Genomic DNA, 15,599 nt, shown 5'->3' with positions numbered 1-15,599 from the left:
GTCTACTCCGCGGCCGGCTGTGCCGCCGCCCGGTCCGGCGCATCGGGTCGCCGCATCAGCAGCAGAAGCGGCAGCCCGGCGAGCACCACGCCGACGCCGATCAGCGCCCCGGTTCCGGTATAAGCGAGGCTCGAATAGATGAGGCCGGCGCAGGCGGCGCTGAACAGAATCGGCGTCAGCGGATAGAGCGGCACCTTGAACGGCCGCACCCGGTCCGGCTCGCGGATGCGGAACAGGAACAGCGACAGGCTCACCAGGAACAGGAAGCTCCAGAACACCGGGGCCGTGAAGTCCACCATGGCCTTGAATCCGTCGCGGGTGAGCGCACCGAGCAGCACCAGCAGCAGCGCCACGGCGCCCTGGACCAGCAGCGCCGCCACGGGCGCGCGGGCCGTGATGTCGTCGCGGCTCAGGAAGGACAGCACCGGCACGTCGGAGCCGAGCGCGTGGAAGGCGCGGGCGCCGGTGAGGATGGTGCCGTTGAGCGTGCTCAGCGCCATGATCGCCACCGCCACCGCCAGCAGCGCCTCCCCGGTGCCGCCCCCGAGCGCACGCATGAGGTCCGCCGCCGGCGCGTCGGACGCGCGCAGGCCCTCGAGGCCGAAGGCGTTGAGCAGCGCCAGGTTGAACAGACCGTAGACCAGGACCACCACCGCGGTGCCGATGACGAGCGTGCGCTTCATGGTGCGCTGGACGTCGCGCATCTCGCCGGAGAGATAGACCGCTTCGCTCCAGCCGCCATAGGTGAGGAGCACGAACACCATCGCCATGCCGAGCGCGGCCGAGGAATCGACGCCGGCGCTCGCCCGCACGCCCGGCTCCGCGCCCGGACCGAGCAGGCCCACGCCTGCCACCAGCAGGATCATGAGGAGCGTCACGCCGGTGAGCGCACGCTGGCTCAGGCTGGAGCGCCGCGTGCCCCAGACGTTCAGCGCGGTGAGCGCCGCCACCGCCAGTGCGGCGTGGATCGACGGCCCCCAGGGCCCAAGCGGCAGCAGCGCCTGCATGTAGTCGCCATAGACAAACGCCACGGCGGCGATGGCACCGGTCTGGATCACGCTGCCGCGCGCCCAGGCGAACAGCACCGCAAGGCGCGGGCCGTAGGCGCGGGAGAGGAAATGATACTCGCCGCCGCGGTCGGGATGGGCGGTGGCCAGCTCGGCGTAGCAGAGCGCTCCGGCGAGGGTGATGAGACCGCCCGCCACCCATACGGCGACGAAGGCGAGATCGCTTTCCACATTGGCGGCGACAAGCGGCGGCGTCCGGAAGATGCCGATGCCGAAGACGATGCCCACCATGACGGCGACGCCGTCCGTGACGGTGAGGCCGCGGCCGGCACGGCTGGTTTCCGAAGAGGACGGACGGTGCATGGAGGTGTTCTCCCGCGATGCAGGGCCGCGGCGCGGCCCCGCTCTCGCGTGTGGATCGGGAAAGTGGGAGGTCCGCTCTAGCTCCGGGTCGCCTGCCAGCCGCCCTCCGAAGGCTCGATCCGGGTGCCGTTCACCGTGCCCCGATAGGTGCGCGGACCGCCCTCGGCGGCGACGGTGAGCTCGATCTGGTCTCCCACCAGCTTCGCCTCGACCGGGACCGAGCGGCCATCGACCGCGGCCGAACCCCTCACCACCTGAAACGACTGGGTGAGGTTCAGCGTCACCTTCCGCTCCCCGTCGGCGATCGCCCATCGCCCGCCCACCTGCGCCGGAACCACCCAGGCGAAGACCTCGCGGCCATTGACGCGGGCGGTCTGGTCCGGTTGCCAGTCGCCGAGGGTGAAGGCGTGGGAGACGAGGCGCGTGCCGGGCTTCAGCTTGGCAAGCGTGGGGCGCAGCTGCGCATTGACCGATTCCAGCAGGTACATGGTGATGACGTCGGCGGACGCCAGGTCGGTCTGGAACAGGTTCTGCTCGCGGAACTCGACCATGCCGTCGACGCCGGCCGCCTTGGCGTTCTCCTGCGCCTCGGCAATGCGGGCGGGGTCGATGTCGACGCCCAGGGCACCGCGTGCGCCGCGCTCCTTGACCGCGGCGATGGCGATGCGCCCGTCGCCCGAACCGAGGTCGATGACGAAGTCGTCGGCGCCCACGTCGCCCATCTCGAGCATGCGCGCGACCACCTCGTCAGGCGTGGGAACATAGGGCACGTCGAGCTTGGGTTCGGCGCGCACGGGCAGGGCCAGGAGCAGCACGGCCAATGCTGTGCCGACGCCAGCGGCAAGGGAGCGGGGTCCGACAGGCTGGATGCGCGCGAAAGGGAGATGGCTCATGACACTCCTCACGGGGAAGGCCGGCACAGAGCGTGATCGGCTGAAGGGAATATTCGGTGTGTATCCGCCTCGCCCAATGGAGGCCGACAGGATCGACCTTCATGCCCATTCGTGACGAGACATTGGTCTTGGCCGATCAAATATCCGTAGGCTGATTATTAGGCACCTTCCCGAGAAGAAGTGCCGTAAAGTCTTGAAACTAAAATAAGTTCCCTTACGGCAGTTTGAGCACGAAACTGTTATCGCAACCCTCTCGGCTTGGTCTGCAAGGAAAGACATCATCAGCCGGGAATGGCGGCGCTGGAAATGGGCGGCTGCTTTGCCCCCGGGCCTGCCCGCCCTGGGGGATGCGGCGCCGGAACCGGCCGACTGCTCCAGGGCACGCGCCGATCGGCTTGCCCCCGCACGCTGATCGGACAACGCGTTCTCTGCCAATAATTTAGGTGGCGCGCCCGTGCGCCAGCACCTTGCGCATCACCGAGGGCAGCGCCTCGCGGCCGAAGTCGCGCGGCACCACGAAGCGCATGCCGGCAGGTGCCGCCGCCGTCGCCGGCAGATCGGCGCGCCAGACCACGAGATCCAGCGCGAAATGGGTGAAGACGTGCCGCACGGCGCCCGGCAGGGGGCGCCACGGCGCCGCAAGCGGCGCATGCGGCCGGGCGTCGGCGTGGCCGGCGCCTGCTTTCTCCCAGGGGGTGGACGGCACCTCCGTCATGCCGCCGAGCAGGCCCTTTTCCGGCCGCGAGCGCAGCAGCACCGCCCCGTCCGCGCGCACGGCGAGGAAGGCGGTGCCGGCGCGCGTGGGCTTGTCGCCCTTCGCCGCCTTCACGGGGAAGCGGGCGGGATCGCCCTGCGCTCGCGCGGCGCAGTCCGCCATCAGCGGGCAGATGCCGCAGGCCGGCGCGCGCGGGGTGCAGATGGTGGCGCCGAGGTCCATCATGGCCTGCGCGAAATCGCCCGGCCGCCGGTCCGGCACCAGCGATGCCGCCAGCGCCTTGATGCGGGGCTTGGCTCCGGGCAAGGGGGTGTCGACGGCGAACAGGCGGGAAACCACGCGCTCGATATTGCCGTCCACCGGGCTCGCCTTGCGGCCGAAGGCGATGGCGGCGATGGCGGCCGCCGTGTAGGGGCCGATGCCCGGCAGTTCGAGCAGCGCCTCTTCGTCGTCCGGGAAGGCGCCGCCATGGCGCTCGCTCACCGCCTTGGCGCAGGCGTGGAGGTTGCGGGCGCGGGCGTAATAGCCGAGGCCGGCCCATTGGGAGAGCACCTCCTCCTGCGCCGCCGCCGCCAGGTGCCGCACGGTCGGCCAGCGGGCGAGGAAGGCGCCGAAATAGGGGATCACCGCCTTCACGGTGGTCTGCTGGAGCATGATCTCCGACAGGAACACATGGTAGGGGTCCGCCCGCTCGCCCGCCCCGGCGCGCCAGGGCAAGCGGCGGCGATGGGCGTCATACCAGGCGAGCAGCGCCGTGGCGCGGGCGCCTGCGCCCGCCGCTTCGTGCCGCACCGGCGTCTCGGCCGCGGCCTCATGCGGCACGGCCGGTGCACGGATGCGCCGGCGCGGTCGGGCGAGGGGGGCGGACGGATCGGCCATGGCCGGAAGGTGCGATGCCGCGGGCGCCGCCGCAAGGGCCGGCGGCGCGCCGTCCACGCCTCAGGCCGATGCGCCCGGATGCGCGACGTCGGTGTTGATGCTATCGAAACAGGCGCGGCCCCCGGCCAGGAGCGGGCCGCTTGCACGGGCAGGCGCCGAACGCGCCGCCGCGAGGGAGAAGACGCCATGCTCGCCACCAATCCCGCCTTCGACCGCATCGGCGAGGAGAACGCCTTCGCCGTGCTGGCGCGGGCCACTGCCCTCGCCGCCCAGGGGCGGGACATCCTCAATCTCGGCATCGGCCAGCCGGACTTCCGCACCCCCGACCACATCGTGGCGGCGGCGGTGAAAGCGCTGCAGGACGGCCAGCACGGCTATACCCCCTCGGTCGGCATCCTGCCGCTGCGCGAGGCGGTGTCGCGCGACCTCTACAAGCGCTACGGCGTCGAGGTGAGCCCGGACCTCGTGATGATCGTACCCGGCGGCAAGGTGACGATGTATGCCGCCATCCGCCTGTTCGGCGAGCCGGGGGCGGAGATTCTCTATCCCGATCCCGGCTTTCCCATCTACCGCTCGATGATCGAGCACATGGGCGCCACCCCCATTCCGGTGCCGATCCGCGAGGAGAACGGCTTCGCCTTCTCGGCCGAGGAGACGCTGGCCCTCATCACGCCGGCGACGCGGCTCCTGATCCTCAACTCGCCCGCCAATCCCACCGGCGGCGTCACCCCCAAGGCCGAGATCGACAAGCTGGTCGCCGGCCTCGCCGCCCACCCGCACGTCGCGGTGATGTCGGACGAGATCTACGACCAGTTCCTGTTCGACGGCGAACAACACCAGACCCTGCTCGCCTATCCCGAGATCCGCGACCGGCTGATCCTGCTCAACGGCTGGTCGAAGACCTATGCCATGACCGGGTGGCGGCTCGGCTATTCGGTGTGGCCCAAGGACCTCTACGACAAGGTGAGGAAGCTCGCGGTGAACGCCTGGAGCTGCGTCAACGCCGCCACCCAGTATGCCGGCATCGCCGCTCTGGAGGGGCCGCAGGACGCTGTGGCCAACATGCTGGCCGAGTTCGACGCCCGCCGCCGCATCGTCGTCGACGGGCTCAACGATCTGCCGGGCGTGTCCTGCGCGACGCCGAAGGGCGCGTTCTACGCCTTCCCGAACGTCTCGCGCACCGGCTGGGGCTCGGCCAAGCAGCTCGCCTCCGCGCTGCTGGAGGACGCCGGGGTCGCGGTGATCGGCGGGCCGGACTTCGGCGTGCACGGGGAGGGCTATCTGCGCCTGTCCTATGCCACCTCGCGGGAGAACATCGTCGCCGCCATCGGCCGCATGGGCGAGTTCCTCGCGCGCCGCAAGGTCGCCTGAGCGTGGCGGCAGCGGCGCGGCCCGGCCTTCTGGCGCGCCGCGCGCTGCTGCTGGTCATGCTCGCCGCGGCGCCCGCGCGCGCCGCCCAGGGGCCGGAGCAGAAGCCCGGCGCGCTGACGCCGGACTACTGGGCCGGGCTCACCATCTGTCCGCGCGACCAGGTGGCGCCGCGCGACTACAACCGCTGCCTCTACGACGCCCAGCGCACTTCGGAATCGGCGCTGGAGGCGGAGGTGGGCAACGCCGTCGCGGTGATCGAATCGCGCGCCGATCTCGTGGCGGTCCAGCGCAGCCGCTGGAAGAACCTTTTGGACGAGGCGCAGTCGCGCTTCCTGATCTTCCGCAATTTCGACTGCCAGAGCGTCGCTCCGTTCGAGGGCAAGCGCGGCATCGGCAATTTCGAGCAGCGCACCTTGTGCCTGATCGAGGCCAATACGCGCCGGGCGCGCGAGCTGCGCGGGCGCTACGGCGATCCGCTGCCGGCCGCCCCCGAGGGGCCGAAGGGTCCGCAGGCGCGTCCCGGCGCCTGGGTGTTCCCCACCAGCCCGCCCGTGGACTGAGCGCGGCGGACCCGTGGGCGGGAATATGCTACAGGGCGAACCGAACGGCCTGAACGGGCCGGCATCGAGCGTGGCCGGACGCGGCGGCGCGGCAGCCAAGCGGAGGGGCACGTGTCCAAGGTGATCTGCGTGGGCGAGGTGATGGTGGAGCTGGCGCGAGGCTCCGACGGCCGCTTCGGCCTCGCCTTCGGCGGCGACACGTTCAATACCGCCGTCTATCTCGCCCGCGCCGGCACCGAGGTCGGCTATGCCACCGCGCTCGGCGACGACACCTTCTCCGTCGGCATCCTCGACCTCGCCCGCGCCGAGGGGGTGGATACCAGCGCCGTGATCCAGGTGCGCGGGCGCAATCCCGGCCTCTACCTCATCACCACCGACGAGGCGGGCGAGCGCAGCTTCCATTACTGGCGCGACAGCGCCCCGGCGCGCATGCTGTTCGAGCTGGACGGCTGGCAGGCGGTGGCCGGCCAGATGGTGGAGGCCAAGGCGGTCTATTTCTCCGGCATCACGCTCTCGCTCTATTCCAATGCCGGGCTCGGCCGTTTCCTCGCCACCCTGGAGATGGTGGGGGAAGCGGGGGCGCTGCGCGTGTTCGACGGCAACTTCCGCCCGCGTGGCTGGGCCGGCGACCTCGGCCGGGCGCGCACCGTGTTCGCCGAGGCACTGAAGCGCGCCTCCGTGGCGCTGCCCACCTTCGAGGACGAGGCGGCGCTGTGGGGCGACGCCTCGCCCGCCGCCACCATCGAGCGGATCACCACCTATGGCGTCGCCGAGGTGGTGGTGAAGAACGGCGCCGGCGGCGCGCTGGTGCATGCGGAAGGGCGCACCTTCGAGGTGCCGGTGGGGCGCGTGGTGAGCCCGGTGGACACCACCGGCGCCGGCGACAGCTTCAATGCCGGCTATCTCGCGGCGCGGCTCTCCGGCGCGAGCCCGGAGGCGGCGGCGGAGGAAGGGCACCGGCTCGCCGGCGAGGTCATCATGCACCGCGGCGCCATCATCCCGCGTACGGCGGTCAGCGCCACCCACCACTGACGGCTCAGCCTTCGGCCGCCTGACTGGCCATGAGCCGGGCGGCCGCCACGGCCGCTTGGCCAAATGCGAGGCCGCCGTCATTGGCCGGCGCCTCGGCCGGCAGGAGCACCGCGAGGCCGCGCCCGGCGAGCCGGCGCTCCATCGCCTCCATCAGGATCGCGTTCTGCATCACCCCGCCGGACAGCGCGACGGCGCCGATGCCGTGCGCCTGCGCGAGGTCCGCGGCGGCGTCCGCGAACGCGTCCGCGACGCCCGCGTGGAAGGCGGCGGCGATCTCCCCCGGCGGGCGCCCCGCCGCAAGGTCGTCCAGCGCCGCGCGCCAGAGCGGACCTGGGTCGATCTCCTGGAGAACGGCGCCGTCCGGCCCCCCCTCGGTGGTTCGGATCGCGAACGGATACGGCGCCGCCCGATGCCCGAGCGCGGTGGCCTCCAGCGCCATGGCCGCCTCGCCCTCGAAGGAGAGGCGCTCCGGCGCGAGGCCGAGGAGGCGCGCCATGGCGTCGAACAGGCGGCCGGCGGAGGAGGCGGGCGGCGCGTTCAGTCCCTTGTCCATCATGGCGCGGAGCGTCGCCACGGGCCTGCCGGCGAAGCGCCGCGCGAGCAGCGGGTGGGCGTCCACCGCGTCGCGCCCCAGCGCCGCGTCGAGATGGGCGAGGAGCACGCGGAACGGCTCGCGCGCCGCCGCATCCCCGCCGGCGAGCGGGATCGGCGCGAGGCGCGCGAGGCGCGTCATGGCGCGGTAGTCGCAGGCGAGGATCTCCGCGCCCCAGAGGGTGCCGTCCGCGCCGAGGCCGAGGCCGTCGAGCGCGATACCGATCACGGTTCCCTGGTCGCGCCGCCAGCCGGCTTCCGCCAGAACGGCGGCGATGTGGGCGTGGTGGTGCTGGACCGCGACCAGCGGCAGGCCATGCTCCTGCGCCAGATCGGCGCCGTCGCGGCTCGCCCGGTAGGCGGGGTGGAGGTCCACCGCAACGGCCTCCGGCGCATGGCGGAAGATGGCGGCGTAGTCGGCATGCGCCTCTCCGAAGGCGTCGGCGGTGGCCGGCTCGTCGAGGTCGCCCAGATGGTGCGAGAGCAGCGCGTTGCGCCCGCGCGTGAGGCAGAAGGCGCTCTTCACCTCCGCCCCCATGGCGAGCACGGCCGACGCATTCTCGAAATCCTCCGGCAAGGTGAGCGGCAAAGGCGCGAGCCCGCGGCCGCGCCGCATCACCCGCGCCCGCCCGGCGGCGATCCGCACCACGCTGTCGTCGAGCCGCCGGGCGATGGGCCGGTCGTGCATGAGAAAGGCGTCGGCGATGCCGGCGAGGCTCCGGCGGGCGGCGGCGTCGCGAAACGCCTGCGGTTCGGAGGAGCGGTTGCCGGAGGTCATCACCAGCGGCAGGCCGGCCTCGGCCAGCAGGAGATGATGCAGCGGCGTGTAGGGCAGCATCAGCCCGAGATGCCGCTGGCCCGGCGCGACGCCCGCGGCGAGCGCCGTTCCGGGCCGCAGGGGCAGGAGCACGATGGGGGCGGAGGGATGCGTCAGCGCCGCGCGGGCCGCGCCGTCGAGCTCGCACAGGGCCGCGGCGGCCGCAAGGTCCGCCATCACCGCCAGCGGCTTGGCCGGGCGCTGCTTGCGGGCGCGCAGGGCGGCGACGGCCACAGCGCTGGTGGCATCGCAGGCGAGGTGGAAGCCGCCGATGCCCTTCACCGCGAGGATCGCCCCCGCCGTCAGCAGCCGCGCCGCTTCCACGATCGGATCGGCTGAAGGCAGAACCGCCCCCTCCCGCTCCAGCCACAGGCGCGGCCCGCAGGCCGGGCAGGCGATGGGCTGGGCGTGGAAGCGCCGGTCGGCGGGGTCGTCATATTCGCTGCGGCAGTCGGCGCACATGAGGAAGCCGGCCATGGTGGTCGCCGGCCGGTCGTAGGGCAGGCCGGCGACGATGGAGAAGCGCGGCCCGCAATCGGTGCAGTTGGTGAAGGCGTAGCGGTGGCGCCGCGCCGCCGGGTCCCCCATCTCCGCCCGGCAGGCCGGACAGGTGGCGACATCGGGCACGATGCCCACAGACACCTCGCCCGCGCCGCTCTCGGCAATGGCGAAGCCCGCCCCCTCGGGCGGCGCGGCCGGACGCCGCTCCAGGCCGTTGATGCGGGCGAGCGGCGGCGCCTCGGTGTTGAGCGCGCGGGCGAAGGCCTCCAGCGCGTCGGCCGCGCCCGCCACATGGATGGCCACGCGGTCGCCCGCATTGCGCACGCTGCCGCTCAGGCCGTGGCGCAGCGCGAGCCGGTACACGAAGGGGCGGAAGCCCACCCCCTGCACGATGCCCCGGACGACGATCTCCTCGGCGCGCTCCATGGCGAGGTGCCTAGTGCACCGTGCAGACCATGCACGGGTCGAACGAGCGCACGATGTGCTGCACGCTCACCGGCGTGGTCTCGCCTTGGCGCACCGGCGCGCCGACCAGCGCCGTCTCCAGCGGTCCCGGCACGCCGTCGCGGTCGCGGGGCGAGAAGTTCCAGGTGGTGGGGGCGATGATCTGGTAGCGGGCGATGCGGCCCTTCTCCACCACCACCCAGTGGCCGAGCGCGCCGCGCGCGGCTTCCGTCAGCCCGAAGGCGCGGCCCTCCTGCGGCAACGCGCCCTGGGCGCACCACGGCGCGGTCGGCTCCAGCTCCCGCACCCAGCCTTCCATGGCGATCAGCGTGCGCGCCGCCTCGACGAGGCGGCCGATGACGCGGCTTCTCACATTCGCGCCCTCGCGTGCCGCGAGGGCGCGCGCCAGCGGTTGGCCGGCCACCACCTGCCGGGCGAAGGCACCGGTCTCGAACGGCGCGCCCGCAAGGCGCGGCGCCTTGCACCAGGTGTAGCCCGCCTCGTCCGCCCCGTCGGGCAAGGTCGAGCCCTCGAACGGAGCGTGCGGCGCATCGCGCCCTTCCATGCGGGCGAAGGTATGGTCCTCGGTGATGGCGGCGGGATCGAGCGGGCCGAGCGTCCCGCCCGCGAAGGTGCCGCCGGCATAGAGGCGGCCCGCCGCCTGCGGATAGGCCCCATAGGACAGGAAGCGGTCATGGGCGCGGCCGAGGCCGGCCAGCTCCAGGTCCTCGGCGATGTCGAGGAACAGCCGGAGGTCGCTGGCCGGCCCCGCTTGGCGCCACGCCTCCAGCGCCGCCGCGCCGTCGAGGGCGGCGACCTCCTCCAGCGGCGCGCCGTAGAGCCGGTCCTGAAGGTCGGCGCGCACGGCGGCGAGCGTCGCCAGCAGCCGCATCTTGTCCCGCTGGTCGGCCGAGCGCGTCACCCCGCCCGCCTGGAGCGCCAGGGTGTGCGGCCAGCGGCCGGCGAGCAGGCCCAGCACGTGGAGCAGCGTCGCGCGGGTGGCGATGGCGGCACGCACGCTCGCCCCCTGCGCCGCCTTGAAGCGCCGCTCGGCCTGCGCGAACCAGGGCCGGTCGGCATACACCTGCCGGGCGAAGTCCGGCATGAAGAAGACGTGGAAATGGGTGATGTGGTCGGCGACGTTCTCGGCGGCGAGGATCAGGTTGGTGGCGACGCGCCCGTTCGGCGTCGGGGCGATGCCCTCCAGCCCGGCTAGCGCCAGCGCCGCCGCGTGCGACTGCGACACCGAGCAGATGCCGCAGATGCGCGGCGCGATCACCAGCGCGTCGCGCGGGTCGCGTCCCTCCAGGATGCGCTCGAAGCCGCGGAACAAGGGCGAGGCGACGAACGCCGCGCGCACGCGCCCGTCGGCGACGTCGAGGCGCACCTCCAGGTCGCCCTCCACGCGGTTGAAGGGGCCGACCACCAGACGCCTTGCCTCCGCGCTCATCGCCGCTTGATGTCCTTGACGGCGGGCGGGGTCAGCACGTGGTCGGCGGTGGCGTTGCGGCGCAGGCGCTCGGGCGTTGCCGCCTTGGCGAGCGAGGAGAGCGCGATGAACCAGGCCTTGGGCATGTCGGTGGGCAGGCCCACGGGGATGCCGCCGATCTTCGGCGTCTGCAGGAAGGCGTGACCCGGCTCCTCGAACTCGGGCGCGGTGCAGTTGATGCAGGAATAGCCGCCGCGGGTGCACGAGCCCTCGCCGTTCCACAGCCGCGTGTTGCAGTCCGCATGGGCCTGGGTGCCGAGGCAGCCGAGGTGCTCCATCATGCAGCCGAGGTCGGAGAGCTTCTCCGCGCTCGCCTTGTATTCGTAGTATTCATTGCGCGGGCAGCCGTGGTGCACCAGGTGGTCGGCGTAGAAGCGCGGCCGGCCGTAGACGTCGAGGTCGGCCTCGCCGAGCAGCCCGGCGGAGAGCAGCATCAGCGTCTCGGTGATCCAGTTGGGATGCGTCGGGCAGCCCGCGACATTCACCACCGGCAGGCCGGAACGGGAGCGGAACGCCTCGCCCAGCGCGCCGCCGCGCCGCCGCCCGTCAAACTGGAGGCCGCAGGCGTCGGTGGGGTTCACGCCCGCCGCCGTCACCCCGCCATAGGCCGCGCAGGAGCCCACCGCCACCACATGGCGCGCGGCGCCCGCGAGCCGCCGCACCCAGTCGATGGTGGGGATGCCGGTGCCTGCCAGCACGTGGAAGCGCCCGGTGCCGTTCGGCCCGCGCAGCAGCGCGCCCTCCACGCACAAGGCGTCGAGGGCGATCTCGCCCGCCAGCACCGCCTCGAACAGAGCGGTCGCCTCGGTCCCGGTCTCCTCGGACAATGTGGGGTGCCAGAGGAAGCGGATGTTGGCGCTGTCGAGCGTCGCGGCCAGGTCCGGCGCCTCGGCGCAGAGCAGCGACATGGTGCAGCCACCGCAGCCGCCGGACTGCAGCCAGAGCACGGTGAAGGGGGCGGGCCGGCTCATGGGCGCGCCTCGGGTGCCGGCAGGGTGAGCGTCATCACCGCCCCGCCCGCGGGATGGTTGTCCGCGTCGAGCGCGCCCTGGTGCTCGGCGACGATGCGGTAGCAGATGGAGAGGCCGAGCCCGGTGCCCTTGCCCACCGGCTTGGTGGTGAAGAAGGGGTCGAAGATGCGGCCGATCACGTCGTCCGGAATCCCCGGCCCGGTGTCGCGCACGCTGACCCGCACGGTGCCGCCGGCCACCGTGCCGGCGATCTCCAGCCTGGCGTCGGGGCGGCCCTCCATGGCGTCGACCGCGTTCTGCACCAGGTTCATCATCACCTGGTGGATGTGGCCGGGATGGCCGATGCCCTCGAACGGCTCGGGCAGGTCCACGACGATGGCGAGGTCCGGCATCTGCGACTTCGCCACCCAGTCCACCGCCGCGCGCACCACGGCGGCAAGGTCGAACACGCTCGGCGCCTCGCGCCGGTCTGAGGAGAAGCGGCGCAGATCGGCGACGATGTCGCGCACCCGCTCGGCGCCGTCCAGCATTCCGGCAAGCGTCGGGGCGAGGTCGGCGCGGGCGCGGTCGATGCGCAGTTCCTCCCGCGCGGCCTTAAGCGCGGCCGCGGAGGCCCCGTCATGCACCAAGTCCAGATAGGCCAGCAGCCGGTCGGAATAGCGCTTCAGGGCGTGGGCGTTGCCGTAGACGAAGGAGATCGGGTTGTTGAGCTCGTGGGCGACGCCCGCCACCAGGCGGCCGAGTGAGGCCATCTTCTCCGCATGCACCAGTTGCTGCTGGGTGTGCTTGAGGTGCTCGTGGGCAGCGGCAAGGTCGGAATAGGCGCGGCGCAGTTCGCCGAGCGGGCGGCCGACCAGCACGATGCCCACCGCGCGCCCGCGCGGATCGAAGCGCAGCGCGCCGTTCACCGCCACCTGCTCGGGGCCGTCGGGGGTGGCGAAGGTGAACTCGCTGTCGACGATGCGGCGCCGGCTCGCCATGGTGGCCAGCACGTCCTGGGCGGTGGCGCGCGAGGAGGGGTCGATCAGGTCCGCCAGCGGCTGGCCGATCAGCGCCTCGGCCTTGAGCCCGAAGGCGCGCTCGGCGGCGCGGTTCACCTGCTCCACCCGGCCGGAGAGGTCGCAGGCGATGAGCAGGTCGGTCATGGCGCCGAGGAGGCCGGCGATGAAGCCCTGGGCCTCCTCCAGCGCGGCGTTCTTGGTCTCCAGCTCCACCTGCTGGCTGACCAGCTCGGCGTAGGTCTCGTCCATCTTGCGGATGACGGCGATCCACGCCTGGTCCGCCTCGGCGCCCGGTGCCAGCGGCACGGCTTCGCCGCCGAGCGCCGGGAGGCCGGCGCGCGGGCTGTCCTTCAGCAGGTCCTCGCCCTTAGAGGCGGGCATGGCGGTTCCCACGGCCGTTGCGGGGCGACCATGCTATGCGAGCGGCGGGATGGCGTCCAATGGGGGCCGGGCGGCCGCTACTGGAGCATGCGCTCGAAATTGATGACGAACAGCTTGGGGTCCTGGCGGCCGTTGGGCTTCAGGTTGGCGATCGACACCTGGGTGTCGTAGCCCTGCGGATCGGTCACGATCCACTGCTTCAGCGTGTAGTCCTTGGCGTCGAACAGGATCAGCAGGCGGTAGGTGCCGATCATGGGCACCTTCTCCTCGATCGCCACCGAGACGAAATGGTCGTCCTGGTAGACGCCGGTCACGTGCGGGTCGTTGGCGAGGTCGATGCGCTCGGAGAGCAGGAAACGCAGCGGGGTCTGGTCCAGCGGCGTGATGTCCTGGGTGTTGAGGGAGCGGTCACGCACCGCCACCGACTGGCCGTTGGCGATCAGCTCGATCGGGCTCGGCGCGTCATATTCGAAGCGCACCCGGCCCGGCTTCTGCATGTAGAAATCGCCGGTGCGCCGGCTGCCGTCCGGGTCGACCTGGGTGAAGGTGCCGGTCAGCGACTGGATGGAATTGTAATAGGCGTTGACCCGATCCACCGTGGCGCGCTGGGCGCGGCCATCCGGCGCCGGCGCGGGCGGCAGCGGGCGGGGGCCCGTGGCCTGGGCCGGCGGCGCCGGCTTCTTGGGCGGCAGTGGTGCGCCGGGGGCCTGGGCCTGCGCCTGGGTCGCGGGGGCCTGGGTCGCGCCCTGGCCGCGCGTCACGTCCGCCGGCGGCAGCAGGCCCTGCGCCATGGCGACGGAGCCGGCCGCCAGCCCGAAGGCGAAGGCGAGCGGGGAAAGGGTGCGAAGCAGCATGATCGGTTTCTCTGACACGGATGAGCGCGGCCGTCGAGGACCGGCCGTCTCCCGTAACTGCGGCCTGTGGCGATCCTGTGGCCCGCCGCGGCGGGATGCAAGCGGCATCTGACGGCGCGGCAAGGCCTTCCGCCAAGCCGGGCGCGCTATTCGGCGGCCTCGTCCGACAGCAGGATCTCGCGCTTGCCGGCATGGTTGGGCGCGCCCACCACGCCTTCCTTCTCCATCCGCTCCACCAGCGAGGCGGCGCGGTTGTAGCCGATCTGGAGCCGGCGCTGGATGTAGGAGGTGGAGCACTTCTTGTCGCGCAGCACCACCTGGACCGCCTGGGAATAGAGGTCCTGCCCCTCCTCGCCGAACGATCCCTTGTCGAACACCGCGCCGTCCTCGTCCCCGTTTTCCTCATCCATGTCGGCGGTGACCGCCTCCACATAATCGGGCACGCCCTGGGCCTTGAGGTGGCGCACTACGGTCTCCACCTCCTCGTCGGCGACGAACGGGCCGTGCACGCGGGAGATGCGGCCGCCGCCGGCCATGTAGAGCATGTCGCCCTGGCCGAGCAGCTGCTCGGCGCCCATCTCGCCGAGGATGGTGCGGCTGTCGATCTTGCTCGTGACCTGGAACGAGATGCGGGTCGGGAAATTCGCCTTGATGGTGCCGGTGATGACGTCCACCGAGGGGCGCTGCGTCGCCATCACCAAATGGATGCCGGCGGCGCGCGCCATCTGGGCGAGGCGCTGGATCGCGCCCTCGATGTCCTTGCCGGCCACCAGCATCAGGTCGGCCATCTCGTCGACGATGACGACGATGTAGGGCAAAGGCTTGAGGTCCATCTCCTCGCTCTCGTAGATGGCCTCCCCGGTCTCGTGGTCGAAGCCGGTCTGCACCGTGCGCGAGACGGTCTCCCCCTTCTCCAGCGATTCGCGCACCCGGGCGTTGAAGCCGTCGATGTTGCGCACGCCGAGCTTCGACATCTTCTTGTAGCGGTCCTCCATCTCCTTCACCGCCCACTTGAGCGCCACCACCGCCTTCTTGGGGTCGGTGACGACCGGGGCGAGCAGATGCGGGATCCCGTCATAGACCGACAGCTCCAGCATCTTCGGGTCCACCATGATGAGGCGGCACTGCTCCGGCTTCAGCCGGTAGAGCAGCGACAGGATCATGGTGTTGATGGCCACCGATTTGCCCGAGCCGGTGGTGCCGGCCACCAGCAGATGCGGCATGCGCGCGAGGTCGACGATCACCGGCTCGCCGCCGATGGTCTTGCCGAGCGCGATGGCGAGCTTGTGGCCCGAATCGCCGAAGTCTCGGGTCGCCAGCAGCTCGCGCAGAAGCACCTTCTCGCGCTTGGAATTGGGCAGCTCGATGCCGATCGCGTTGCGCCCCGGCACCACGGCGACGCGGGCGGAGATCGCGCTCATGGAGCGGGCGATGTCGTCGGCGAGGCCGATCACGCGGGACGACTTGATGCCCGGCGCTGGCTCCAACTCGTAGAGCGTCACCACCGGGCCCGGCCGCACCTGGCCGATCTCGCCGCGCACGCCGAAGTCCTGGAGCGTGCCTTCGAGCAGGTTCGCGGTCTCCTTCAGCGCCTCCGGGCTCATGGCGGGCGCCTTGGCGGGCGGCGGGGCGGCCAGGAGGTCGAGGGCGGGATGCTGGTAGCCGCCGCCGCGGCGGCCTTTGGGCGGGTCGCGCGGGGGCGGCCCGGCGGGGCGGCGCTCCGCGGGCCG

General features: G+C 72.2%; 12 protein-coding genes. 3 read left to right on the top strand and 9 right to left on the bottom strand.

Annotated elements, in window-relative coordinates:
- Positions 1-2: 2 nt before the first annotated feature.
- The 3 genes from D9R14_RS10020 to mutY all read right to left on the bottom strand — a co-directional run bounded on the left by D9R14_RS10020 (position 3) and on the right by mutY (position 3,857).
- On the bottom strand, positions 3-1,370 hold the full coding sequence (locus tag D9R14_RS10020) for an APC family permease (RefSeq protein WP_210210834.1): 1,368 nt from the start codon (positions 1,368-1,370) through the stop codon (positions 3-5).
- A gap of 77 nt (positions 1,371-1,447) precedes the next feature.
- Positions 1,448-2,263: a methyltransferase domain-containing protein gene (locus tag D9R14_RS10015; protein WP_121623193.1), complete on the bottom strand. Its 816-nt coding sequence runs from the start codon at positions 2,261-2,263 to the stop codon at positions 1,448-1,450.
- Between the two features lie 439 nt (positions 2,264-2,702).
- On the bottom strand, positions 2,703-3,857 hold the full coding sequence (gene mutY / locus D9R14_RS10010) for an A/G-specific adenine glycosylase (protein WP_121623371.1): 1,155 nt from the start codon (positions 3,855-3,857) through the stop codon (positions 2,703-2,705).
- Positions 3,858-4,043: 186 nt separating this feature from the next.
- On the opposite strand from mutY, the gene D9R14_RS10005 reads away from it, so the two are divergent.
- The 3 genes from D9R14_RS10005 to D9R14_RS09995 all read left to right on the top strand — a co-directional run bounded on the left by D9R14_RS10005 (position 4,044) and on the right by D9R14_RS09995 (position 6,820).
- On the top strand, positions 4,044-5,228 hold the full coding sequence (locus tag D9R14_RS10005; protein ID WP_121623192.1) for a pyridoxal phosphate-dependent aminotransferase: 1,185 nt from the start codon (positions 4,044-4,046) through the stop codon (positions 5,226-5,228).
- Positions 5,229-5,230: 2 nt separating this feature from the next.
- Positions 5,231-5,788 carry a lysozyme inhibitor LprI family protein gene (locus D9R14_RS10000; protein WP_245420700.1) on the top strand — a complete coding sequence of 186 codons (558 nt, stop codon included), beginning with the start codon at positions 5,231-5,233 and terminating at the stop codon, positions 5,786-5,788.
- A gap of 111 nt (positions 5,789-5,899) precedes the next feature.
- On the top strand, positions 5,900-6,820 hold the full coding sequence (locus D9R14_RS09995) for a sugar kinase (protein ID WP_121623191.1): 921 nt from the start codon (positions 5,900-5,902) through the stop codon (positions 6,818-6,820).
- Between the two features lie 4 nt (positions 6,821-6,824).
- Here D9R14_RS09995 and hypF read toward each other — a convergent pair whose 3' ends face one another.
- The 6 genes from hypF to D9R14_RS09965 all read right to left on the bottom strand — a co-directional run.
- Positions 6,825-9,155 carry a carbamoyltransferase HypF gene (hypF, locus tag D9R14_RS09990; protein WP_121623190.1) on the bottom strand — a complete coding sequence of 777 codons (2,331 nt, stop codon included), beginning with the start codon at positions 9,153-9,155 and terminating at the stop codon, positions 6,825-6,827.
- A gap of 10 nt (positions 9,156-9,165) precedes the next feature.
- A complete protein-coding gene (locus D9R14_RS09985) occupies positions 9,166-10,623 on the bottom strand; it encodes a nickel-dependent hydrogenase large subunit (protein WP_121623189.1) in 1,458 nt (485 codons plus the stop codon).
- Positions 10,620-11,633, bottom strand: coding sequence for an NADH-quinone oxidoreductase subunit B family protein (locus D9R14_RS09980; protein WP_121623188.1), 1,014 nt, complete (start codon positions 11,631-11,633; stop codon positions 10,620-10,622). Before D9R14_RS09980 ends, D9R14_RS09985 begins: the two co-directional genes overlap by 4 nt.
- Complete coding sequence (locus D9R14_RS09975) at positions 11,630-13,015, bottom strand: sensor histidine kinase (protein ID WP_121623187.1); 1,386 nt, start codon at positions 13,013-13,015, stop codon at positions 11,630-11,632. The genes D9R14_RS09980 and D9R14_RS09975 overlap by 4 nt, the downstream gene beginning before the upstream one ends.
- A gap of 77 nt (positions 13,016-13,092) precedes the next feature.
- A complete protein-coding gene (locus D9R14_RS09970; RefSeq protein WP_245420698.1) occupies positions 13,093-13,869 on the bottom strand; it encodes a LolA family protein in 777 nt (258 codons plus the stop codon).
- A 146-nt stretch (positions 13,870-14,015) separates the two neighbouring features.
- The coding region (locus D9R14_RS09965; RefSeq protein WP_281041998.1) for a DNA translocase FtsK at positions 14,016-15,599 on the bottom strand (1,584 nt) is incomplete at its 5' end.

The sequence above is a fragment of the Xanthobacter tagetidis genome, from assembly GCF_003667445.1.
GTDB lineage: Bacteria > Pseudomonadota > Alphaproteobacteria > Rhizobiales > Xanthobacteraceae > Xanthobacter > Xanthobacter tagetidis.
This window is presented reverse-complemented; position numbering and strand designations above follow the sequence as displayed.

Coding starts and splice junctions, on each gene's coding strand:
- mutY (WP_121623371.1), bottom strand. CDS start 3,857: ATGGCCGATCCGTCCGCCCCCCTCGCCCGACCGCGCCGGCGCATCCGT.
- D9R14_RS09985 (WP_121623189.1), bottom strand. CDS start 10,623: ATGAGCGCGGAGGCAAGGCGTCTGGTGGTCGGCCCCTTCAACCGCGTG.
- D9R14_RS09980 (WP_121623188.1), bottom strand. CDS start 11,633: ATGAGCCGGCCCGCCCCCTTCACCGTGCTCTGGCTGCAGTCCGGCGGC.
- D9R14_RS09970 (WP_245420698.1), bottom strand. CDS start 13,869: ATGCTGCTTCGCACCCTTTCCCCGCTCGCCTTCGCCTTCGGGCTGGCG.
- D9R14_RS10005 (WP_121623192.1), top strand. CDS start 4,044: ATGCTCGCCACCAATCCCGCCTTCGACCGCATCGGCGAGGAGAACGCC.
- D9R14_RS09975 (WP_121623187.1), bottom strand. CDS start 13,015: ATGCCCGCCTCTAAGGGCGAGGACCTGCTGAAGGACAGCCCGCGCGCC.
- D9R14_RS10020 (WP_210210834.1), bottom strand. CDS start 1,370: ATGCACCGTCCGTCCTCTTCGGAAACCAGCCGTGCCGGCCGCGGCCTC.
- D9R14_RS10015 (WP_121623193.1), bottom strand. CDS start 2,263: ATGAGCCATCTCCCTTTCGCGCGCATCCAGCCTGTCGGACCCCGCTCC.
- hypF (WP_121623190.1), bottom strand. CDS start 9,155: ATGGAGCGCGCCGAGGAGATCGTCGTCCGGGGCATCGTGCAGGGGGTG.